The 21,890-nt window shown below is 66.6% G+C and carries 21 protein-coding genes; 14 read left to right on the top strand and 7 right to left on the bottom strand.

Features of this window, described 5'->3' with window-relative positions:
• Positions 1 to 132: 132 nt before the first annotated feature.
• The 9 genes from A0J57_RS12765 to A0J57_RS12725 all read left to right on the top strand — a co-directional run bounded on the left by A0J57_RS12765 (position 133) and on the right by A0J57_RS12725 (position 10,354).
• Entirely contained in the window at positions 133 to 1,098 is a 966-nt protein-coding gene (locus A0J57_RS12765; RefSeq protein WP_061936410.1) for an Mrp/NBP35 family ATP-binding protein, read from the top strand.
• A 171-nt stretch (positions 1,099 to 1,269) separates the two neighbouring features.
• Entirely contained in the window at positions 1,270 to 1,698 is a 429-nt protein-coding gene (locus A0J57_RS12760) for a CoA-binding protein (protein ID WP_025548752.1), read from the top strand.
• A 56-nt stretch (positions 1,699 to 1,754) separates the two neighbouring features.
• Positions 1,755 to 4,022 carry a molybdopterin cofactor-binding domain-containing protein gene (locus A0J57_RS12755; protein WP_061936407.1) on the top strand — a complete coding sequence of 756 codons (2,268 nt, stop codon included), beginning with the start codon at positions 1,755 to 1,757 and terminating at the stop codon, positions 4,020 to 4,022.
• 5 nt (positions 4,023 to 4,027) lie between these two features.
• On the top strand, positions 4,028 to 4,999 hold the full coding sequence (gene hemH, locus A0J57_RS12750) for a ferrochelatase (protein ID WP_061936404.1): 972 nt from the start codon (positions 4,028 to 4,030) through the stop codon (positions 4,997 to 4,999).
• 36 nt (positions 5,000 to 5,035) lie between these two features.
• Positions 5,036 to 5,758: an acetoacetyl-CoA reductase gene (gene phbB, locus A0J57_RS12745; RefSeq protein ID WP_025548750.1), complete on the top strand. Its 723-nt coding sequence runs from the start codon at positions 5,036 to 5,038 to the stop codon at positions 5,756 to 5,758.
• Positions 5,758 to 6,033, top strand: a complete 276-nt coding sequence (locus tag A0J57_RS12740) for a ribbon-helix-helix domain-containing protein (RefSeq protein ID WP_025548748.1) — start codon at positions 5,758 to 5,760, stop codon at positions 6,031 to 6,033. Before phbB ends, A0J57_RS12740 begins: the two co-directional genes overlap by 1 nt.
• Before the next feature lie 86 nt (positions 6,034 to 6,119).
• Positions 6,120 to 8,681 (top strand): TonB-dependent siderophore receptor, encoded by a 2,562-nt coding sequence (locus A0J57_RS12735; RefSeq protein WP_061936401.1) that lies wholly within the window; start codon positions 6,120 to 6,122, stop codon positions 8,679 to 8,681.
• A 175-nt stretch (positions 8,682 to 8,856) separates the two neighbouring features.
• Positions 8,857 to 9,621: an energy transducer TonB gene (locus A0J57_RS12730; RefSeq protein ID WP_061936398.1), complete on the top strand. Its 765-nt coding sequence runs from the start codon at positions 8,857 to 8,859 to the stop codon at positions 9,619 to 9,621.
• A 49-nt stretch (positions 9,622 to 9,670) separates the two neighbouring features.
• Positions 9,671 to 10,354 carry a Fe2+-dependent dioxygenase gene (locus A0J57_RS12725; protein WP_025548744.1) on the top strand — a complete coding sequence of 228 codons (684 nt, stop codon included), beginning with the start codon at positions 9,671 to 9,673 and terminating at the stop codon, positions 10,352 to 10,354.
• Positions 10,355 to 10,529: 175 nt separating this feature from the next.
• On the opposite strand, the gene A0J57_RS12720 is transcribed toward A0J57_RS12725, so the two are convergent.
• From A0J57_RS12720 to A0J57_RS12710, 3 genes are read right to left on the bottom strand one after another with little or no spacing between them, the layout of a single operon-like run.
• Positions 10,530 to 11,177 carry a heme exporter protein CcmB gene (locus tag A0J57_RS12720; protein WP_048577144.1) on the bottom strand — a complete coding sequence of 216 codons (648 nt, stop codon included), beginning with the start codon at positions 11,175 to 11,177 and terminating at the stop codon, positions 10,530 to 10,532.
• Complete coding sequence (ccmA, locus tag A0J57_RS12715; protein WP_061940251.1) at positions 11,174 to 11,779, bottom strand: heme ABC exporter ATP-binding protein CcmA; 606 nt, start codon at positions 11,777 to 11,779, stop codon at positions 11,174 to 11,176. Before ccmA ends, A0J57_RS12720 begins: the two co-directional genes overlap by 4 nt.
• Positions 11,776 to 12,201, bottom strand: a complete 426-nt coding sequence (locus A0J57_RS12710) for a metallopeptidase family protein (RefSeq protein ID WP_044663047.1) — start codon at positions 12,199 to 12,201, stop codon at positions 11,776 to 11,778. The genes ccmA and A0J57_RS12710 overlap by 4 nt, the downstream gene beginning before the upstream one ends.
• A gap of 86 nt (positions 12,202 to 12,287) precedes the next feature.
• On the opposite strand from A0J57_RS12710, the gene A0J57_RS12705 reads away from it, so the two are divergent.
• Positions 12,288 to 12,575, top strand: coding sequence for a 4a-hydroxytetrahydrobiopterin dehydratase (locus tag A0J57_RS12705; protein WP_048577142.1), 288 nt, complete (start codon positions 12,288 to 12,290; stop codon positions 12,573 to 12,575).
• Positions 12,576 to 12,579: 4 nt separating this feature from the next.
• Here A0J57_RS12705 and A0J57_RS12700 read toward each other — a convergent pair whose 3' ends face one another.
• The 3 genes from A0J57_RS12700 to A0J57_RS12690 all read right to left on the bottom strand — a co-directional run bounded on the left by A0J57_RS12700 (position 12,580) and on the right by A0J57_RS12690 (position 16,332).
• On the bottom strand, positions 12,580 to 13,188 hold the full coding sequence (locus tag A0J57_RS12700; RefSeq protein ID WP_061940249.1) for a hypothetical protein: 609 nt from the start codon (positions 13,186 to 13,188) through the stop codon (positions 12,580 to 12,582).
• On the bottom strand, positions 13,185 to 15,518 hold the full coding sequence (locus tag A0J57_RS12695) for a patatin-like protein (protein WP_061940247.1): 2,334 nt from the start codon (positions 15,516 to 15,518) through the stop codon (positions 13,185 to 13,187). The genes A0J57_RS12700 and A0J57_RS12695 overlap by 4 nt, the downstream gene beginning before the upstream one ends.
• 115 nt (positions 15,519 to 15,633) lie before the next feature.
• Entirely contained in the window at positions 15,634 to 16,332 is a 699-nt protein-coding gene (locus A0J57_RS12690; protein ID WP_173664353.1) for an endonuclease/exonuclease/phosphatase family protein, read from the bottom strand.
• Between the two features lie 89 nt (positions 16,333 to 16,421).
• Between A0J57_RS12690 and radA the strand changes: the two genes are divergently transcribed.
• From radA to A0J57_RS12670, 4 genes are all read left to right on the top strand, one after another.
• Positions 16,422 to 17,789, top strand: a complete 1,368-nt coding sequence (radA, locus tag A0J57_RS12685; RefSeq protein ID WP_044661660.1) for a DNA repair protein RadA — start codon at positions 16,422 to 16,424, stop codon at positions 17,787 to 17,789.
• Between the two features lie 11 nt (positions 17,790 to 17,800).
• Positions 17,801 to 18,316 carry a CvpA family protein gene (locus A0J57_RS12680; protein WP_044661661.1) on the top strand — a complete coding sequence of 172 codons (516 nt, stop codon included), beginning with the start codon at positions 17,801 to 17,803 and terminating at the stop codon, positions 18,314 to 18,316.
• 124 nt (positions 18,317 to 18,440) lie between these two features.
• On the top strand, positions 18,441 to 18,623 hold the full coding sequence (locus tag A0J57_RS12675) for a general stress protein CsbD (protein ID WP_025551144.1): 183 nt from the start codon (positions 18,441 to 18,443) through the stop codon (positions 18,621 to 18,623).
• Between the two features lie 119 nt (positions 18,624 to 18,742).
• The gene (locus tag A0J57_RS12670; RefSeq protein WP_061940243.1) at positions 18,743 to 20,065 is read left to right on the top strand and encodes an aminopeptidase P family protein; all 1,323 of its coding nucleotides are present in this window, start codon (positions 18,743 to 18,745) and stop codon (positions 20,063 to 20,065) included.
• A gap of 395 nt (positions 20,066 to 20,460) precedes the next feature.
• Here the strand turns inward: A0J57_RS12670 and A0J57_RS12665 are convergent, their stop codons facing one another.
• Positions 20,461 to 21,834 (bottom strand): sodium:alanine symporter family protein, encoded by a 1,374-nt coding sequence (locus A0J57_RS12665; RefSeq protein ID WP_061940241.1) that lies wholly within the window; start codon positions 21,832 to 21,834, stop codon positions 20,461 to 20,463.
• Positions 21,835 to 21,890: the final 56 nt, after the last annotated feature.

Genomic DNA, 21,890 nt, shown 5'->3' with positions numbered 1-21,890 from the left:
TCTCTATAGGTAGGCTCTCCGGCGAAAAACAGTGCCCTTCGCAACGATTATTGTTTCGAATGATGTCGATGGCCAAGAAAAACGGCGGCCTGCCGGTTTCGCCGGACGGGGAAAGTCCCTAGATGGCCTGCCATGACCCAGCTTGAAGATTTCGCCGCTCGCCTCAAAACGCTGACCGACGGCCGCGCCAGCGCGCCGCGCCTCAAGGACGGGGTGATGTCGCTGGTGCTGGACGTGGCGGGCCTGTCGTCCGATCAGCGCGACGCCGTGGCCGCCGCGATCCGGGAGGGCGCGCTGACCGTGCCCGGAGTCGAGGATGTGCGCATCGCCATGACGGCCGAGCGCAGGCCGCTGAAGATCGTCGCCGTCGCATCGGGCAAGGGCGGGGTGGGCAAATCCACGCTGTCGGCCAATCTCGCCGTCGCGCTGCAAAGGCTGGGGGTGAAGGTAGGGCTGGTCGACGCCGATATTTACGGCCCGTCGCAGGCGCGGCTGATGGCCAGCGAGGACAGGAAGCCGCAGGCGAAGGACAAGCAGCTCATCCCGGTGCAGAGCCCCTTTGGCGTTCCGATGCTTTCCATGGGCCATCTGGTCGAGCCGGGCAAGGCGCTCGCCTGGCGCGGGCCGATGGCGGGCAATGCGCTGGCCCAGCTGATCGAGGCGGATTGGGGCGATGCGGAGCTGCTGATCGTCGACATGCCGCCGGGCACGGGCGACGTGCAGCTGTCGATGGTGCAGAAGCACAAGCCGGCCGGCGCCGTCATCGTCTCCACGCCGCAGGACCTGGCGCTGATCGACGCGGTACGCGCGGTGAGCCTGTTCGATCAGACGCAGGTGCCGATGATCGGCCTGGTCGAGAATATGGCGGGCTATGCCTGCCCCCATTGCGGGGAAGTGTCGGACCCCTTCGGTCAGGGCGGCGCGGAAGCGGCCGCCGGGGAAATGGGGATGCCCTTCCTTGGCCGGATACCGCTTGCCATCGACATTCGCCGCCGGTCCGATGCGGGCGATCCTCCGGCGGCGGGGGACGACGCGCATGGTGTGGCTTTCCGCACGATTGCGGAGAAGGTCGTTGCGTGGTTGCGGGGTGGGCGCTGACGTCTTCACCCTGTTCCTTCTTTCGTCGTCCCGGCGATAGCCGGACCTCGTGAGACTACTCCATGCCCTATCGCCTGAGATCCCGGCTTCCGTGGGGATGAAGGGGTTGGAGGGAACGGCTTGCGCCTCTCCAGCGTCCTTCCCATGTCTCGCGAATATGGAGGACACCTCATGCCGCTTACCGATGCGCAGGATATAGCCGATCTGTTGAACGAAACCCGCACCATAGCGCTGGTCGGCATTTCCGACCGGCCCGACCGGCCGAGCTATGGCGTGATGAAGACCCTTCAGGATCACGGCTATCGCGTGCTGCCCGTCAATCCGCAGATCGCGGGCGAGCATGTCCATGGCGAATTCGTCTGGGCCAGCCTGTCCGACATCGGCGTGCCGATCGACATGGTCGACATCTTCCGCCGCAGCGACGCCGCGGGGGAGGTAGTGGACGATGCCATAGCGGCAGGGGCCAAGGCGGTCTGGATGCAGTTGGCCGTGGTCGATGAGGCCGCGGCGGCCCGGGCCGAGGCGGCCGGGCTCAAGGTGGTGATGGATCGCTGCCCCGCCATCGAGATACGCCGGCTCCAGCTCAGGCCCGTCGCCTGAACCTTCGGGCGCAATAGGGCTTTGCAGAGCTTCCAAGCCCCTCTATCAGCGATGGCATGGGGCGCGCACCGCGGAAGCAGGGTCAGCAGACGAAAAAGGGTTTGGACCGGCGCACCCTGCTGGTCGGCGGGGGCGCCACGGTGGGGCTGCTGCTGGCATGGGCCATATGGCCGCGCTCCTATCGCGCCAGTCTCAACACCGCGCCGGGCGAGACCGCGTTCAACGCTTTCCTGAAGATCGACCGGTCTGGCCAGGTTGTCGTCATCGTGCCCCAGACCGAGATGGGGCAGGGGGTCACGACCCTTCTGCCGCAGATACTGGCCGACGAACTGGGCGCGGACTGGCGGACCGTCGGCGTGCAGAGCGCGCCGATCGGGCCGCTCTACGCCAATATCCTGCTGGCGCGCGAATGGCTGGCCAATGACTGGAGCCGGCTGGCGGGCGAGGCGGGCGAATGGACCATCGATCAATATGCGACCCGCCGCGCCCTGATGCTGACGGGCGCGGGCACGTCGGTGCCGATGTTCCACCAGCCCTATCGGGAGGCGGGCGCGGCGGCGCGGGTGCTGTTGTGCAAGGCGGCGGCGGCGCGCTGGGACGTCGCCTGGGAAAGCTGCGACATCCAGAACGGCATCATTTCCGACGGCGGGCAGCGCCGGTTGAAGCTGGGCGAGGTGGTGGAGGATGCCGCGACCTTCGACCTGCCCGAGATATTGCCCTTCCGCCAGGCGGAGGTGGACCGGCTGGCGGGGCAGGAGCTTCCCCGGCTGGACACCCCGTCCAAGATCGACGGCAGCCATAATTTCGCCGCCGACATCCGCCTGCCCGACATGGTCTTCGCCTCCATTCGGCAGGGGCCGATCGGGGATGCCGTGCTGAAAAGCGTCAACGAGGGCGCGGCGAAATCCGTCACCGGCTTCCTGAAGCTGGTGCGGCGGGACCGGTGGGTCGCGGCGGTCGCCAGCAACTGGTGGGCGGCGAACAAGGCGCTCGATCTGGCCGACCCGGTCTTCGCGCTTTCCGGCAGGCCGGTGGACAGCGCCGGGATGGAGGCGGCGCTGGAGCAGGCCTTTTCCGGCTCCGGCGAACGGCTTTATGCGCAGGGCGATCCGCAGGCGCTGTTCGGGGATGCGACCATCCTCGCCAGCGAATATCGGGTGCGGCCGGGCCTGCATCTGGCGCTGGAGCCGATGTGCGCCACCGCCCGGATCGGCGAGGACAGCGCGGAAATATGGATGGCGACGCAGGCGCCCGGCCTGGCCCGCGCCGCCATCGCCCGCGCGCTGGGGCTGTCGGCGGAAGCGGTGACGCTCTACCCGCTGCATGCCGGCGGAGGCTATGGCCGCCGCATGGATTTCGAGGCCGGCGTGCAGGCCGCGCTCCTCTCCCGCGAGATGGGGCGGCCGGTGCAACTGCTCTGGTCGCGGCTGGAGGATGTGATCCAGGACAGGCCCAGCGCCCCCGCCCATGCGCGCATGGCGGGCAAGCTGGGCCGCAACGGCGCGATCGAGGGCTGGTCGGCGAAGGTCGCCGCCCCCTGCGCCCTGACCCAGACATGGGCGCGCATCGCCCATGGCAAGCTGCCGCACGAGGCCGGCGCCGATGCGTCCGGCACGTCCACCCGGCTGGCGGTGGCGGGCATGGAGTTGCCCTATGCGGTGCCCAACTGGGCGGTCGATCACTTCCCCGCCGATGTCGGCCTGCCGCTGGGGTTCGCACGTGGCAACGCGCATCTGCACGGCGCTTTCTTCACCGAAAGTTTCATGGACGAGCTGGCGCATCAGGCGCAGATGGAGGCGATGTCCTTTCGTATCCAGATGCTGGGCGGCAATCCCCGGCTGGCGCATTGCCTGACCACGGTCGGCGCCATGGGCGGCTGGCAGGGCGGCATAGAAGGAAGCGGGCAGGGACTGGCGGCGCATGTGATGAACGGCGCCTTCATCGCCGTGATGGTGGAGGCGGGCATGGCCGAGGGCAAGTTGCAGGTCTCACGGATCGTCGCCGCGGTGGACGGCGGGGATCAGGTCAATCCGGACATTGCCCGGCAGCAGGTCGAAAGCGGCCTGATCCATGGGCTGGCATTCGCCATGGGGGCGTCCGTCCCCTATGCGAAGGGCATGCCGACGCGGGCGATGCTGGGCCGCATGGGTCTGCCGCGGCTGGGCGATGTCGGGGAAGTGACGGTCGAACTGATCCGCAGCACCGCGCCTCCCGCCGGGCTGACAGACCTGGGCGCGCCGCTGGTGGCGCCCGCCGTCGCCAATGCGCTGTTCACCACGGCGGGGCGGCGTTTCCGCACCCTGCCCCTGCTGATGGAAGGGTGAAATTCTTGGGCAAGATCGGCCTCCTCCTCATCAATCTGGGCACGCCCGACGGTCCCGACCCGGCATCGGTGCGGCGTTATCTGGCCGAATTCCTTTCCGACCGGCGCGTCGTGGAAATTCCGCAACTGCTGTGGCAGCCGATCCTGCGCGGCCCGATCCTGCTGACCCGTCCGAAGAAATCCGCCCATGCCTATCGGCAGGTGTGGATGAAGGAGGGATCGCCGCTCGCCGTCTATACGCGCGACGCCGCCCGCGGGCTTCAGGAGCGGATGGGCGCTGGCGTGATGGTCGATTGGGCGATGCGCTATGGCAATCCGGCGATCGGCGCGCGGCTGGCGGCGATGGTCGCCGCAGGGTGCGACCGCATCCTGCTGGCTCCGCTCTATCCCCAATATTGCGCGGCGACGACGGCCACCGCGCTCGATGCCGCCTATGCGGCGCTGGCGAAGATGCGGGCGCAGCCGGCGATCCGCACGCTGCCGCCCTATCATGCCGATCCCGCCTATATCGAGGCGCTGCGCGCATCGACCCAGGCGCAGCTCGCCAACCTGGATTTCGCGCCGGACCTGCTGATCGCCAGCTTCCACGGCATGCCCGAGCGAACGCGGCAATTGGGCGATCCCTATCGCGACCAGTGCGTCGAAAGCGCAAGGCTGCTGGGCGAGGCTCTGGGGCGGGAGGTCCGGGTCACCTTCCAATCGCGTTTCGGCCCCGCGAAATGGCTGGGCCCGGCAACCGATGCGGTGCTGCGTCAGCTCCCTTCGGAAAATGTCCGGAATGTTGCCGTCCTGACCCCCGGCTTCTCGGCGGATTGCCTGGAAACCCTAGAGGAAATCGCCATTCGCGGCAAAGAGGATTTTATCGCTTCCGGTGGCAATAATTTTGTCCATTTGAGTTGTTTGAACGCCTCCCCGGACGCTATGAATCTGTACGAGACTCTGGCCCGTCGCGAACTGGCCGGCTGGTTGGAGAGGTAAGTTTCGTCCCGTCAATATTCTTTGAGGAGAGCCACTATGAGCAAGGTTGCAGTCGTCACGGGCGGAACGCGTGGAATTGGCGAGGCGATCAGCCTGGCGCTCAAGGAGATGGGGTTCACGGTAGCCGCCAACTATGCCGGCAACGACGCCAAGGCGCAGGCCTTTTCGGACAAGACGGGCATAGCGTCCTTCAAATGGGACGTGGGCGATCACCAGGCCTGTCTGGACGGTTGCGCGCAGGTGGCCGAGGCGCTGGGGCCGATCGACGTCGTCGTCAACAATGCGGGCATCACCCGCGACGGCGTGCTGGCGAAGATGAGCTTCGACGACTGGAACGAGGTGATGCGCATCAATCTGGGCGGTTGCTTCAACATGGCCAAGGCGACCTTCGGCGGGATGCGGGAGCGCGGCTGGGGCCGTTTCGTCAATATCGGATCGATCAACGGGCAGGCGGGCCAATATGGCCAGGTCAACTATGCGGCCGCCAAGTCCGGCATCCATGGCTTCACCAAGGCGCTGGCGCAGGAAGGCGCGAAATATGGCGTCACCGTCAATGCGATCGCGCCGGGCTATATCGACACCGACATGGTCGCGGCGGTGCCGCAGGCGGTGCTGGAAAAGATCGTCGCCAAGATCCCGGTCGGCCGTCTGGGCCATGCCGATGAGATCGCCCGTGGCGTCGCCTTCTTCTGCAGCGAGGAGGCGGGCTTCGTGACCGGCAGCACGCTGTCGATCAACGGCGGCCAGCATATGTACTGATGGAAGGCGAGGGGCCTTCCATTGACGCTTCGGCGCCGGCGGCATCGCCCTTCGCTCCGCCCGTCAAGCGCAGCGTGACGATTGCGGGCCATCAGACCGCGATCAGCCTGGAACCGATATTCTGGCAAGCCCTGCGTGCGGCCGCCCTGCGGGAGGGTTTGCCCGTCAACGCCTTGATCGCGCGCATCGATGTCGCGCGCATGGCGGCGGCCGATCCGCCCAATCTGGCGAGCGCGATAAGATGCTGGCTTTTCAACGATAATATACAATCATAAAATAATAATTACTCGCAATAGCGTTGACTCTGCGAACAAGTCGCAATAGCAGACCCCTCAAGGTTCAAGAAAGGGGTTCTGTTTCCATGTCCAAAGCACTGTCACGACCGTCCTTCCTGGCGCTGAGTTGCGTCGGCGCAATCGCCTTTGCCTCGTCCGCGCAGGCGCAGGATGCAGCGCAGGGCGCCAAGCTTGGCGGGATGACGGTCACCGACACGGCGATCGAGGAATCGCCCATCAAGGTCGAAAAGGCGGAATCGCCCAAATATACCCGGCCGCTGCTCGATACGCCGCAGACCATCACGGTGATCGGCAAGGAAACAATCCAGCAGCAGAACCTGCTGACGCTGCGCGACGTGCTGTCGACCGTTCCCGGCATCACCTTCGGCGCGGGCGAGGGCGGCTTCGGCTATGGCGACCGCATCATCCTGCGCGGGCAGGACGCGAAGAACGACGTCACGGTCGACGGCGTGCGTTCCGGCGCGTTCCTGAACCGCAACGAAGTCTATAATATCGAGCAGGTCGAAGTCACCAACGGCGCCAATTCGGTCATGAACGGCGGCGGTTCGGTCGCTGGCACGATCAACCTGGTGACGAAGCGTCCGCTGGCCGAGGACAAGACGATCCTGAACGCCGGGATCGGCACGGACAATTATTATCGGGCGACCATCGACGCGAACAAGCGCGTCAACGACCTGATCGCCGTGCGCCTCAACGCCGTCTATCACCGCAACGATGTGCCGGGCCGCGATGTCGAGGATTATGAGCGCTGGGGCGTGGCGCCCGCGATCACCATCGGCATCGACAGCCCCACCAGCCTGACGCTGCAGGGCGAATATCTGGATGACAAGGCGATGCCGCAATATGGCATCCGCTACTTCCCGGCGCTGGGGGGCATCGTCGACCAGTTCGACCGGTCGGGCTATTACGGCTTCGCCAATATCGACCGCCAGGACAGCAAGACCAAGTCGCTGCAGGCGATCTTCAGCCATGCCTTCAGGGATACGGTCAAGGTCCGCAACCTGACGCGGTACGAACATATCCGCCAGGATACGGTGACCAGCCAGCCGAACGGCGTCTTCTGCCTCGACAACGGAACGGCGGGCGGCTTCAACCCGGACACCGGCGGCGCATGCACGCAGCGCATCGGCACGACCGCCGCCGGCGAAACGCTCACCATTCCGGTCGGCTATTACCTGCCGATCGGCGGCCGCGGCAACCAGCGCTTCATCACCAATGAAACCGCCTATAACCAGATCGACCTCAGCGCCGATTTCGACACCGGCGGCATCGGCCATACGCTGGTCGTCGGCGGTTCGGCCCTGTGGGAGCGCTACGACCAGTTGCAGGGCAGCCTGGGCCGCAGCGCCAACGGCTTCGATCCCTATGCCGCGCCTTTCACCGCGCCTGCCACCGGTGCCGGCGCCGCCAATCCGGCCTATAATGCCGCCGCCAGCCTTGGTTTCTACCTGCCGCTGGTGAATATCGCCGATCCGTCGTCCGGCATCGTCGGCCCTGCGGCCACCACCGGCCTGGCCCGCGTCTATGGCAGCAACAATTATGTCGGGCCGGTCAACTTCATCCTGGGCACGCATAATGTCGGGGAACAGACCAGCTATGCCGCCTATCTGTTCGATACGATGAAGTTCACCGACTGGTTCGAGATCAACGGCGGCGTCCGCTATGAGAAGGTCAAGGGCTTCAACCGCACCTTCACCTACAACACGACGGGCGGTTCGGCGCAGCTTGGCCAGATCAGCACGGTCGGCACTCGGCTGGAGGTGGACGACAATCTCTTTTCCTTCCGCATCGGCGCGGTCGTGAAGCCGACGCCGGACACCAGCCTTTATGTCGCTTTCGGCAACTCCAAGCTGCCGTCCAAATCGTCGGTCGACGGAAGCTGCACCGCGGACAATGCCGCGGGCGGTAGCGGCACCTGCAATGTCAGGCCGGAAACCACGAAGAATTACGAGATCGGCGCCAAGGCCGACCTGTTCGACAAGCAGTTGCTGCTGACCCTGGCGCTGTTCCGCAACGACCGCAACCAGATCAAGGTGGTGTCGGGCGATCCGTTGCTGCGCGATCAGGCGACGGATGGCCGCCAGCGGGTGGAGGGCGTGTCCTTCGGCGCGTCGGGCAACATCACCAGCAACTGGACGATTTCGGCCAATTACATGTACCTCAAGAGCAAGATCAAGCAGGGGGTTTCCGACTATTGCCTCGCCCATCCGGGCGCGACCGACCCGGCCGCCGGCACCTGCGCCAACAGCACGACCTTCCTTGATCCGACGGCTGGTTACGCGCTGACCAATACCCCGAAGCATTCGGGCAGCCTGTTCACGACCTACCGCTTCGGCTTCGGCCTGGAACTGGGCTATGGCCTGACCTATCAGGGCAGCTTCCTGCTGAACCAGCCGTCGCTCGCCCAACTGGTCGCCAACAGCTATGTCGGCTACCGGGTGCCAAGCTACACGATCCACCGTTTCATGGCCTCCTACCCGATCACGGAGAATCTGAAGGCGCAGGTGAATGTGCAGAACTTCACCAATGAGAAATATGTGACGACGGTGCGCAACAACATCAATAACAGCTGGGCGCAGCCTGCCCCGACCCGGTCGGCGGTGTTCAGCCTCAACTATATGTTCTGACCGATCCCTATCCCCCGGCACTCGTCCCTTGCCGGGGGAAACGGGCGGGTGGCGATGCACTCCTATCCTCCTCGGGTCGCCACCCGTCCGGTCCCATGGTAAAGATGCGATTGAGTAGCATTAGGATTCGCGTTATGGACCGGTTTCGCCGGCAGGGCGGCAAAGGGGATCTGGCATGCTTCGCGTAGCAGATGGATATGTTGAAGAGGCGGCGGATGACGCGATCGTCCCATCCCCCGCCGTTCCGCTCTCCGTCCCCAGCGCACCTGTTCGATTCGAGGCTGCTCCCGCCCGCTATGGCGCGCGGCGTGGGCCGAACGTTCCAGCCATTCTTGTCATCGTCCTGCTTCATGCCGTCCTTATCGCCGCGCTGGTCCAGGTCCGGCATCATGCGCAGCGCGTGCGGGAGGCGCGCCTGTCGGTCGTGAACCTCATGCCACCGCCTCCTCCGCCTCCATCCGCGGAGGCCCCGCCACCCCCGCCGCAGACCAAGATCGTCGCGCCGCCGCCACTGGTGAAAGTGCCCCAGCCGCCGGCGCCGGCCGTGGCGACCACGCCCGAGATCGTGCCGCCTGCGCCGCCTGCTCTTCCCGTCGCGCTTTCCTCACCCCCCGCGCCGCCCGCCGCATCCATGGGATCGAGCCTGGTCCAGGGCGGCGACCTGGGCGCGCAGATGATCGCCGGCAAGCCGCCCCGCTATCCGGTGGAGAGCCGTCGCAGGCGCGAACAGGGGACCGTCGTTCTGGCTCTGACGCTGGGTCTGGATGGCGCGGTGGAGAACCTCTCCATCGCGCAGAGCAGCGGTTTTCCCCGGCTCGACAATGCGGCGCGCGACGCGGTGCGCGGCTGGCGCTGGAAACCCGTGATGCGCGATGGCCAGGCCGTCCGGGTCAAGGGCGTGGTCGAAATTCCCTTCGTCCTGCGCGGCGGGGCGGAGTGACTGCAATGGGCCGCTTCCGCTTCATCCGTGCCTGTCCAGGTTCATCGGCATGCTGACCGTCATCCCCGAACTGCTGGATGGCCAGGCCGTCGCCCGGGTTCGCGCGCTGATCGACGCGGCGCAATGGGTCGACGGCAATGTCACCTCCGGCCACCAGTCTGCGCTCGCCAAGCGCAACCTGCAACTGCCGGAGGATTGCGGCGAAGCGAAGCAGGCAGGGCAGATCGTGCTGGATGCTCTGGGCCGCTCGCCCCTGTTCATTGCCGCCGCGTTGCCGCTCAAGGTCTTCCCGCCGCTGTTCAACAGCTATGCGGGCGGTCAGGCCTTCGGCACCCATGTGGACAATGCAGTGCGGATGCAGGCCGGCACCGGCTTTCGCGTGCGCTCGGACCTGTCGATCACCGTCTTCCTGGAGGAGCCCGGCAGCTATGACGGCGGCGAACTGACGGTCGAGACCAATTTCGGCGTGCAGCAGGTGAAGCTGCCGGCCGGCCATGCGGTGCTCTATCCGTCATCGTCGCTGCATCGGGTGGAACCGGTGACGCGGGGGCGTCGGGTGGCCAGCTTCTTCTGGCTACAATCCATGGTGCGGGACGATGCCGCGCGGCAGATGCTCTTCGATCTCGACAGCAGCGTTCAGGCGCTGGCGGGCGAACTGGGCCATGACAATGCGCAGGTCATCCGGTTGACCGGCGTGTATCACAATCTGCTGCGGCGATGGGCCGACGCTTGATCTTGTGGGACATTGGGCAATGGCGGACGTCAATGCTTCGCCTCCCCTTCAGGGGAGGGGACTGAGGGGTGGGGGCGTGCCCCACGGGAAAAGTTGACCTGTAAAGGCACGCCCCCACCCCAACCCCTCCCCTGAAGGGGAGGGGCTTATGGCAAGAAACCACCCAACCCGTCTTTCACTCCCGCCCGGCGCGGATTGCCGCGCCGCCGGCAAAGGGGGTGATCGCGACCAGCAGCAGGGACGCTGCGCCCAGGAACTTGAGCGCTGCGCCGCTTCCGTCGCCCAGCGTCCCGGCGCCGAAGATCAGCAGCGGCACGGCGAGCGGCAGGGCCAGTAGTCCGGCGAGCGCCCCGCTGGAGCGCAGGCCTGCCGTCAGCGTCGCCACCAGCAGCCCCAGCGCCGCAAGGGCGGGCGTGCCGATCAGCAATCCGGCTTCCAGCAAGCCTATGGTCGCCCCGTCCAGCTTCAACAGTGCGGCGGCGGGCAGGGTGGCGATCATCAGCGCCGGGCCGAAGCCCAGCCAATGGGCGATCAGCCGGGCGAGCACGACCGTCTCCTCCCCGATTCCGCGCAGGGCTATCTGATCGAGAACGCCCGCATCCCGATCCGGCGCCACCAGCCGGTCCACGGGCAAAAGACTGGCCAGCAACGCCGCGATCCACAGCATGCCGCCGCCGCTCCGCTGCAGCAGCGCGGCGTCCGGCCCAACGGCAAAGGGGTAGAGGCTGGCCACCAGCAACAGGAAGGCGACCGGCAGCCACAGCCCGGCGGATTGCCAGGACTGCCGCAAATCCCGCGCCGCGAGCGTCAGGAGGATGGTCATGCCTCCTCCTCCGCCCATGCATGGTCCTGCATCGCCACAATCACCGGCGTCGCCAGCGGCAGCGGCTGGTGCGACGCCGCCACGACGATCCCGCCCTTGGCCAGATGCCCCGCAACCGCCGTTCCGAGCAGGTCCAGTGCCGCTTCGTCCAGCCCGTTGCCCGGCTCGTCCAGCAGCCAGATCGGCGCGCCGCTTGCGATCACCCGTGCCAGCGCAGCCCGCTTGCGCTGCCCGGTCGACAGCATGCGCACCGGCACCTGGCGGAGGGGCTCCAGCGCCATTGCCGCCATCGCCGCGTCCAGTGCGTCCGACGCCACTGCATCCAACCGCGTCCAGAAACGGAGCGCCGCTTCGAGCGGTTGCTCCATGTCCAGCGCCAGCCGCTCGTCCGCCAGCGCGATCCGGCCATGGCGATCGACCGTCCCCGCCGTTGCCCGCAGCAGCCCGGCGCAAATCCGCATCAGGCTGGACTTGCCGATGCCGTTCGGCCCCTTCAGCAAGGCGCTGCCGCCCGGCTCCATCGCCAGGTCGACGCCGCGGAACAGCAGCCGCCCGCCGCGCGCGCAGGCGACGCCCGACAGGTGCAATCCCGCCCGGCTCATAGAGTGACCATGTCCTCCAGCACATGCATGTCGAGGTCGGACAGGCCGAAATGATGGCCGATCTCATGCACGACGACATGGGTGATCAGCATGTCGAGCGGCACGCCGGTTTCCACCCATTCGTCCAGCAGCGGGCGGCGGAAAAGATGGACCGTCGGCGGCAGGTCTCCGCTTTGCGCCGCTTCCCCGACGGGCCGGCCGGTGTAAAGGCCGGTCAGGCCGAAGGGATCGTCGATCTCCATTTCCTTGAGCACCTGCGGATCGGCAAATTCCTCGACAAACAGCACGACATTCGACAGGTGCGAACGAAACGGTTCCGGCAGGCGCGACAGGGCCGCCAGCGCCAGGCTTTCTATATCCTCGCGCGTCGGCGCAAATCGGGGCTGTTGACCGGCATCGTCCATGGGAGAGACATAAAGCATGTTCCGAATCGTCTGCAAACCGCCGACGCTTGGGAAAATGAGTTAACGCCGCCAGGAATCGGCCGGGCAAGGGACGGGAAAGACAGATGATCGCGAAGCTGGATGGGGAGGAACGCGCGCTGGCGCTGAGGAATCTGCCGGAATGGGCGCCGGTGCAGGATCCGGACGGCATCCGCCGCCTTTTCACCTTCAAGGATTTCAACGCCGCCTTCGGCTTCATGACGCAGGTGGCGCTGCTTGCGGAAAAGGCGGATCATCATCCCGAATGGTCGAATGTCTACAACCGCGTCGACATCCTGCTCACCACCCATGATGCCGGCGGCCTGTCGCGCCGGGACATCGAACTCGCCGCCCAGATCGACGCCCTTTCATAAGGCCCTATTGCGACGCATTTCCTTCGATCCGGTCATCATAGCCGCTGAGCGCCGAGATGACCGCCGGGACATGGGCATAGCGGTGGCGCAGCAGCGCCAGCCGCGCATCGGTGCCGGTGCAGAGCGCCGCGATATTGTCCTGCAAATAGGCCAGCCGCTCCGGATCATAGGCTTCCTCGCCCCGGAAATGGTCGCAACTGTCGCGGTCGACCATGTAGCGCGTCACCTCATCGGGAAAGGGCTGGATGTCGGCCGCGCCGTCCGATGGCGGCAGGTCGGGGACATAGGGGGGCGGCGGGATGTTGACCACCGAAGGCTTCATCGGCAGCAGCCGCAATGGCACGGCGCTCGTCGGGCCGGCGTCCGCCTGCCGTCCGGCGCCTTTTCCGCCGGGGCGCGAAGGCGCGGCAGCGAGGGCGGAAGATGCGGGAAGCGTCTCCGCCGCCTCTTCCCGGCGCAAAGGCATGTCGGGTAGCGCGAGGGAACCGAGGGCGTCACGCGGCTCGCCGGGCCGTTCCCCCGCCTTTGCGCTCGTCTGTCCATCGGAGCCAGGAGAACAACCGGCGGCCAGTGCCAGCACCAGCATCGGAAACAGCGTCTTGCCTGCGTTCACCCGATCTCCTCTCTCAAGCTGGCGATCAGGTCGGCGGCATGGTCCAGCCGCTCCTCCTCCTCATCCAGAATCGCCATGAAAGCGGTTCGCCTATATTGATGCACCGCTTCCTGGGAAAGACGGCTTGCCGCGGGACATGCAGAAATCACGATGTCCAGCAGCCGCTCCACCCCATGAAGCCGCCCCCACAGATAGTCGTTCTCCCGATAGGCGCGGCTGAAGAAGGCGCCGAAATTATTGAATTCTACGCCTTTCAGCGTCGCTTCCGCCCCGCCGGAGCGGATCGCGCTGCAATCCTCCGGCGAGATGCGGTCGACCTTGACCGGATCATATTCGTCCATCCCATGCCCTTGCAGCAGCGGCAGGGTGGCGATGTCGTAGAAGGGGAAGCCGAGATAGGCGAGCAGCATGGTCCGACGCGCCGCCCTGGGCAGCGCCGCCAGGGCATCGGCCAGCATCATGTCCGCCGCTTCGTCCCGTTCGCGCAGGCCGCGTAGCTGCGCCACCGCCTCCAGCGCTGCGCCGGGATCATTGGGGACTTCGCGCGCCGCCGCCTTGATTTCCCCATTGTAGAAGTCGGCGCCCTCGCATTCGGTATAGTGCGACAGGGCGGCGTAGATGGCGTCGTGCATCTTCTGGATGACGGCGTCGTCCGCGGCGCCCTCCACCTCCAGCGTTTCGGCCAGACGCCGGGCGAGGAAGCGCAGGCGGCGAATGCGGAAGGGCAGATCATGCTGGCGGAAGAAGCCGACCGGGGCGGATGCGGGTCCGACATCCTCCGTCAACTGGTCCGCGCCGATCGACCTGACATGGCCCCATAGCGCCTGACGGTAGCTTTCGCGCATCAGCGGGCTTTCCTCCCCGCTCAGGTGGAACAGCAGGTCGGCCAAGTCCTCGACGATGCCGGACAGCTTGAGGTGGCCGTAAGCGGGGAAGGCGAAGCCGGCGGAACTGGCGGCCCGTTGCTGGGCCTTGCTGCGCCAGGCGGACAGCCGCGCCGGCGTCGGGCGATCCAGGAACAGCATGCCGCCGATGGCGCTTTCGACTTCCGCCTCTATGCCGGGCCGCAGAGCGGTCAATATGCGCGCCATGCGCCGGATGCGGGCGCTGTGCCGGTCTATGGCGTCCAGATTGTCGCGGATCGGCTGTTCGCGGGGAATGTCGCTGAGCGCGCCGAAAATGGTGCGGAAGAAGCCCGGCAGCGGCGCATCCTCGCCCGATGAGGCTTCCTCCGCCTCGCCGTGGCGATTGAGCTGGATCGAGCGATGGCCGGGCTTGGGATCGATATAGACGAACCGCCGGTCGACCTCCCGCCGGGAGGGGCGGTTCCTGAGCGCGCCGATGGCCTGGGCGAACGGGGCGTTCGCCAGCACCGAGCCGTCGATCAGCACCGCGTCCTCGGCGCGTCCGCGCGCTGCATGGCGGGGAAGGGCGCGCGCCAGAAAGGCGTCCCGCGTCGGCCAGGCGCGATGGCGGCGTTTCAGCACCCGGTCCAGCTCGCGCACGGTGAAGGGCGGAAAGGCGCCGGGAAAGCTGGCCGTGGCGCGGGCGGCGAAGACCAGTTCGGCGGGATCGGCAAGGTTGCGCTGTCCATGTCCGCGGGCGCGAAAGCCGATGGACAGCCGATGTTCCGTTTCCACCACCTGTGGGGGGCTGTTGAGGTTCAGGCTCTGCGGATGCCCTTCGAAATCCGTGACGGTGACGAACAGGTCCAGCGGATGGCCGGGCGGCAGCAGCGCCGGGCCGCGCCCGGTCGCCTCCATCGCGTCGAAGGCGTCCAGGATCATGGCCGTGAAGATTTCCCCGCCGAAGGGAGGCTCGAACCAGCGGGAGCGGATGAAGTGCGACAGCTTGTGCCGAACCTCCTCCCGCGTATCGGGGGCGACGGTGCGCTCGACCGTGTCTCCCGGATGCCGCGCCGCCATCCACACAAGCGGCGTCGCCCAGAATTTGGTGATCCGCCGGGCGGGGCGGGCATCGGGATCGAGCAGCTTTTCGACATCGGCATTGTCGAGCCACATATCGGTCAGCGGGTCCAGCGACTGGCCAGTCTCTATCGCCTGCGCCAGGAAGATGCCGTTGATGCCGCCGGCGCTGGCCCCGGCGATGATGTCGGGCATCACCCGCAATTTGACGCCGCAGGCCGTTTCCAGATCCTCCAGCAGCTTGCGATAGACCGCCTCGCTGCTGTTGCCGGACGGCACGCCGTCATGGAACGCCCGGCTGGCCCGGGCCAGATGCCAGATTTCCTTGGTGATGCCGTGCATGTAGACGGCCAGGCTGATCCCACCATAGCAGACCAGTGCGAGCCTGAGTTCCCGCTCTTTCATGGGGTTGAGAGTTGCAGAGCAAGGGGGGCTTGTCGAGGGGGTGCTGATGGACAGGCGCGTTTGCGCAAAGGGTTCGGTGCTCCCGCCTTCGCAGGAACATGATGGAGCTTCGCCGTCACCCCAGCTTGAATTCCGCCCAGATGGGCAGATGGTCGGACGCCTTCCGCGCTCCCGCGCTTTCATGCACGCCGCAATCGACCAGCTTCAACCGCCCGCAATGCATGATCCGGTCGAGCCGCGCCACCGGCCGTCGCGCATGGAAGGAACGGCCGCAGGGCGCAAAGCTGTAATGCCGCGCGAAATCCGCCAGGCACCCCCGTTCCGCGCTCCATTCGTTGAGGTCGCCCATCAGCACCGTCGGCATGGCGTCGCGCTGCCCTGCCGCGTGGATCACCGCGGCGGCCTGCTTGCGCCGCCAGAGCCCGGACAGGTCGAGATGCATGCCGAAGATGCGAAGATGCGTCTTGCCCAACGTCACCTCCGCCATGGTCGCGCCGCGCGGCTCCAGGCAGGGGAGGTGCAGAACGTCGTGCGCGCCGATCTCCACATCCTTTCGCACCAATATGGCGTTGCCGTGCCAGCCCATCGAATCGACCTGCACGTTGAGGGGCACCGGCTTATAGGGGCTGATGCTCTCCAGCAGCCAGGGCGGCAGCGCCGCCGACCGGACGCCGAAGCGCCGGTCAGCCTCCTGCAGGGCGATGATGTCGGCGTCCAGTTCGTTCAGCACGTCGATCACCCGCTCGGGAACCCGGCGGCGGTCGGTGCCTATGGCCTTGCGGATATTGTAGCTCGCGACGCGAATGGTCTTCATGGCGAAACAATGCGCCACAGCGCGCCCGGTTTCCATGGCAAGATGCAAAGAGGATTTGTGTTCCGCATATGTTCTGATATGCGTGCCGCATGGCCAAGGCAAAGCGAAAATTCGTCTGTCAGCAATGCGGCACCGTTTCGGGCCGGTGGCAGGGGCAGTGCGACGATTGCGGCGAATGGAACAGCATTGTCGAGGAAGCGGCCGAAACGGTCTTTTCCGCCCGCCACGACCTGCATAGCGGCGGCAGGGCGCTGACGCTGGTGGGGCTGGACGACAAGGTCGAACTGCCGCCCCGCACCACCACCGGCATTGCGGAGTTCGATCGGGCGCTGGGCGGCGGCATCGTGTCCGGTTCCGCCACGCTGATCGGCGGCGATCCGGGCATAGGCAAGTCGACCCTGCTGTTGCAGGCGGCCGCGCGCATTGCGTCGGCCGGGCACAGCGTCGCCTATATCAGCGGCGAGGAAGCGTCGGATCAGGTGCGCCTGCGCGCGCAGCGGCTGGGGCTTGGCAATGCGCCCGTGCAGCTTGCCAGCGCCACTTCGGTGCGCGACATACTGACGACGCTGGGGGAGGGCGCGCCGCCCGCGCTGCTGATCATCGATTCGATCCAGACGATGCACAGCGACCTGATCGAGGGCGCGCCCGGCACGGTGAGCCAGGTGCGCGCGTCGAGCCAGGAACTGATCCGCTTCGCCAAGCAGCGCGGCACCGCCCTGATCCTTGTCGGTCATGTGACCAAGGACGGCAGCATCGCGGGCCCCCGCGTGCTGGAGCATATGGTCGATACGGTGCTGAGCTTCGAGGGAGAGCGCAGCCACCAATATCGCATCCTGCGCGCGATCAAGAACCGCTTCGGCGGCACGGACGAGATCGGCGTGTTCGCGATGGTGGCCGAGGGGCTGGAGGAGGTCGCCAATCCGTCCGCCCTGTTCCTGACCCATCGCGACGAGAATGTGACCGGCGCCACCGTCTTTCCGGCGCTGGAAGGGACGCGCCCGGTGCTGGTGGAAATCCAGGCGCTGGTCGTCCGCCTTTCCAGCGGGGCCACGCCCCGCCGGGCTGTCGTGGGTTGGGACAGCGGGCGGCTGGCCATGGTGCTGGCCGTGCTGGAGGCGCGCTGCGGCCTCAGCTTTTCGACCTGCGAAGTCTATCTGAACGTCGCGGGCGGCTATCGCCTGTCGGACCCGGCGGCCGACCTGGCTGTCGCAGCCGCGCTGATGTCGGCGCTGTCGGAGCGGCCGGTGCCCGCCGATGTCGTCCTGTTCGGGGAAATCGCCTTGTCCGGCGAAATCCGCCCGGTGGCCCATGCCCCGTTGCGGTTGCGCGAGGCGGCCAAGCTCGGTTTCAACCGCGCTTTCGTTCCCGCCGCCGTGGCCGATGGGGTCAAGGGCATTTCGGTCAGCGGTTATCGCGCGCTTGCGCAACTTGTTGACCAGATGCTCGGCCGCGGATAGCCAACAGCGCGATGAACGCGATCGACATTCTCGTCCTGCTGCTGATCGGCGGCTGCGCCATTTTCGGCCTGATGCGCGGTTTCGTGCAGGAAACCCTGTCGCTGATCGCCTGGGTGCTGGCGATCTTCGCGATCCGCCTTTTTCACGCTTCGGCGACGGAACTGGCGGCGCCCTTCGTCGGCAGCACCAGCGGCGCGGCGGTGCTTGCCTTCGCCTTGGTGTTCGGCATCACCTTTGGCGCGGGCAAGCTGCTGGCTCACGCCATCGGCCGGCGCACGCGGCAGTCTGTGCTGGGGCCCGTCGATCGGGTGCTGGGCGCGGGCTTCGGCGCGGTCAAGGGGCTGATCGGCGCGACGCTGGTCTTTCTGGCGTTCAGCCTGGTTTACGACACTTTCTATGGCAGCGGCGCGCGGCGGCCGGATTGGCTGTCCGATGCGCGGACCTATCCGCTGCTGAACGCCAGCGGTCAGGCGATCAGCGAATTCGTGGCGGAACGGCGGGCGCGCAAGCCATCCGAGACGGACTAGCGGGCGATCCCCGACTCCGCCTGTCACCCTGTTTCCTCTTCCGTCCGTTCCGCCTGCGTATTGGAGGCAACTTTCGGTTCTGCCCATCCGTTTATCGGGCAACAGCAACTGAAGGAGACAACCGATGGGCGAGATGACCGACAAGGTGAAGGCGGCCGGCAACAAGGCGGCCGGTGCGATCAAGGAAGCGGCTGGGCGCAACCAGCGCGATCCCGATCTGGTCGCGGAGGGCAAGGCGCAGAAGGCCAAGGGCACGGCGCAGGACGTCAAGGGTTCGGTCAAGGGCGCGCTTGGCGACAAGATCTGAGCCCAAGTCCAAGAAGCTTCCATAGAATGGCCTCGCCTTTTTGGCGGGGCCTTTTACTGTATTATTGACATCATACGCCTCTTGCTGTTCCAATCCTTTCAGCAAGGGAGTTCAGGGACATGTGGGATCGACGGTCGATAATCGCGGGCGGGACGGCTTCGTTCCTGTGCGCCGCCGGGTTGCGGGCGCAGGTCCTGCCGCCGCAGGGCTTTGCGACGCCTTCGGGCACCGTTCCCTTCGCGCCCGATGTGTTTCGCGAGCGCCGCCGCCGGGTGATGGAGGCGTTGAAGGACGGCGTCGCCGTCGTCCATGGCGCGGGGCCGGTGGAAAGCAGCGCGGCGGTGGCGCCGCCCTTCGTGCAGGATGGCGATTTCGCATGGCTTACCGGCATTGTCGACGAGCCGGACGCCGTGCTTGTCATGGCGCCCGCCGAACGCACGGTCAGGGAATGGCTGCTGCTGCCGTCGCGCGATGTGGAGTCGGAGCGGTGGGAGGTCGAGCGCCTGCCGCTGGGCACCGAAGTGGAGCGGCGCACGGGCTTTTCCCGGGTGGCGCGCACCGGCGGGCTGGGGAGCCTTGTCACCGCTTTGGCCGAGCGGTCCAAGACGCTGCATTTCCTGGGGCCGATCGTCAGCGCGACCGCGCCCGTTCCCAAGGCGCTGGAGCTTTACGGCAAGGTGATGCAGCGGGTGCCGGGCGTATCCCTGAAAGACGACAGCGGCCTTCTGCCCGCGCTGCGCATCGTCAAGGAGGCGCGCGAACTGGAGCTGATGCGCAAGGCGATGGCGGCGACGGCGCGCGGCCATCTCGCCGCGATGAAGCAGGTGCGCCCCGGCATGACCGAAAGGCAGTTGAAGGCGATATTGGAGGATGGTTTCCGCGCCGGGGGCGGCGACGGGCTGGCCTATGACAGCATCGTCGCCACCGGGCGCAACGCGGCGTCGCTGCACTATACCGGCGGCGGCGGGGTGATCGGGGAGAAGGATCTGATCCTGATCGACGCGGCGGCCTCCGTCGGGGGATATGCCTGCGACGTGACGCGCACCTTCCCCGCGGGCGGCAGGTTCACCGACGAACAGCGGGCATCCTATGAGCTGGTCCTCGCCGCGCAGGCGGCGGCCGTCGCCAGGCTGAAGGCCGGGGTCTATTATGAGGATCTGGTCGAGGCGGCGAAGGACGTGTTCCGCAAGGCCGGGCGGGTGGACGACTTCACCCATGGGCTGGGGCATCTGGTCGGGCTGGACGTCCATGATGTGGGCGACATGTCGAAGCCGCTGCCGGCGGGCGCGGTGATCACCGTGGAGCCGGGGCTGTACGTCCAGTCCGCCAATTACGGCATCCGGATCGAGGATCTGTACCTGATCACGCCGACCGGTTCGCAGCGGCTGAGCGAAGCCGTGCCGCGCACCGTCGCGGAGATCGAGGCGGCGATGGGGCGGTAGGCTTGCTTTCCGGGCGGATGGAATCATCTGCTGACTTGGAAAAGGCGACAAAATGAAAATTTGGAGCAGTCGAGCCGATGCAGTCGGATTGGAATTTGCTCTGGGGGGTGTGGGCAAGTTCAAGACCTTCCTTCTCCCTTGAGGGAAGGATGGGAAGCGTTGGCGACGGAGGAGCCGCGGCGGGGTTGGATGAGGGGGAGCGGGCCTGCGGCCCGCGCGGTCCCTTGGATCGCAACCCCCTCACCCAGCTGCGACTAGGCAGCAAGCTGCCAAGTCTGCGCAGCCCTCTCGCTCGAGGGAGAGGGGTAAGGTGGGTGTCCGATTCCTTCCCACATCATGCGGGCTGGCGAGACTTGAACTTGTCCGTGCAGGAGCGCGGCTTGCTGAAATCGATCCTAGTCCTCTTCGGGCGCGGCGAGATAGGTCCGCACGTCGCGTCGCAGTTCGCCTGCGCAGAGGTAGAGGGCGATGACATTGGGGATCGCCATCAGGAAGAAGCTGCTGTCGACGATGCCGACCACGCGGCCGAGGTCGATGGCGGCGGCGGGGGGCAGGGCGACGATATAGAGGATCTTGTAGGTCCATTGCGCCCGGGGACCGTTGCCGAACAGATAGCCCCAGGCCTGAAGCCCGTAAAAGCCCCAGGCGACCAGCGTCGAATAGGCGAACAGCACCACGACCACCGCCAGCAGCCAGGGGAAGGAGGGCGAAACCTGCGCGAAGGCGGCGGAGGTGATGGCGATCCCCTCCAGCCCGCCATTCCATGTGCCCGCCACGACCAGCGCCAGCCCGCCCAGCGCGCAGACGATCATCGTGCCGAGCAGCGGTTCCAGCAGGGCGACCAGCCCCTCCGACACCGGATGCCGCACCCGCGCCAGGCTGTGCGCCATCACCGCCGATCCCACGCCCGCCTCGCTGGCGAAGACGGCGCGCCGCATGCCCGCGACGAAGGCGCCCACCGCGCCGCCGGTCGCGGCCTGCCCGTTCCATGCGCCGTGCCAGATGTCCGCCAGCGCCCCCGGAATGGCGGCGGCGTGGAGGATCAGCACGGTCGCGACGCCGATCAGATAGACCGCGACCTTGAGCGGCGTCAGCCGCTTCGCCACCTCGCCCAGCCAGGCCGCGCCGCCCAGCGTCACCAGCGCCACCGCGCCGGCCAGCATCGTGCCATAGGCCCAGCCATTGGCGAAGCCGGTCACCACCTTCACCTGCGCGAAGCTCTGGTTGACCTGCACCATGGGGATCGCCCCGAACAGCGCGAAAAAGGCGTAGAAGCCGCCCAATATCAGCCCGATCTTCGGCCAGCCGCGCGCCGCGCCCACCGCCTTCAGCACATACATCGGCCCGCCATGCACATGGCCCTGCGCGTCGAAGACGCGATATTTGAGGCCCAGCGTCACTTCCGCCATCTTCACCGTCATGGCGAACCAGCCGATGATGAACATCCAGAGGATCGCGCCCGGCCCGCCCATCGTCAGCGCGACCGCGACGCCCGCGATATTGCCGAGGCCGATGGTGCCCGACAGCGCCGTCGACAGCGCGCCCCACTGGCTGACGTCGCCCTTCGCCTCGCCCGCATGCGGCTGCGCCCTGAGGATGCGGAGCGCCCGGCCCACCGCCGTCAGGTTGGGAAAGCCGAGCCAGAGGGTGAAGAACAGCATCGGCAGCGCCAGATAGAGCACGATCAGCTCGATCTGCGCGCCGAGCACCGGCACCTTCATGAAGACCGCGCCGGAAAGGGCGTCGACCGCTGCATTGAATCCGTCCATTCGCAAGGGGATGGCCGGTCCTTGCTGGAAAGTCGAACAAAGATTGCTATGGGAAG

The sequence above is a fragment of the Sphingobium sp. 22B genome, from assembly GCF_001580035.1.
Classification (GTDB): Bacteria; Pseudomonadota; Alphaproteobacteria; order Sphingomonadales; family Sphingomonadaceae; genus Sphingobium; species Sphingobium fuliginis.
Note: the sequence above shows the minus strand (reverse complement) of the source record. Positions and strands in the feature narration are given on the sequence as shown.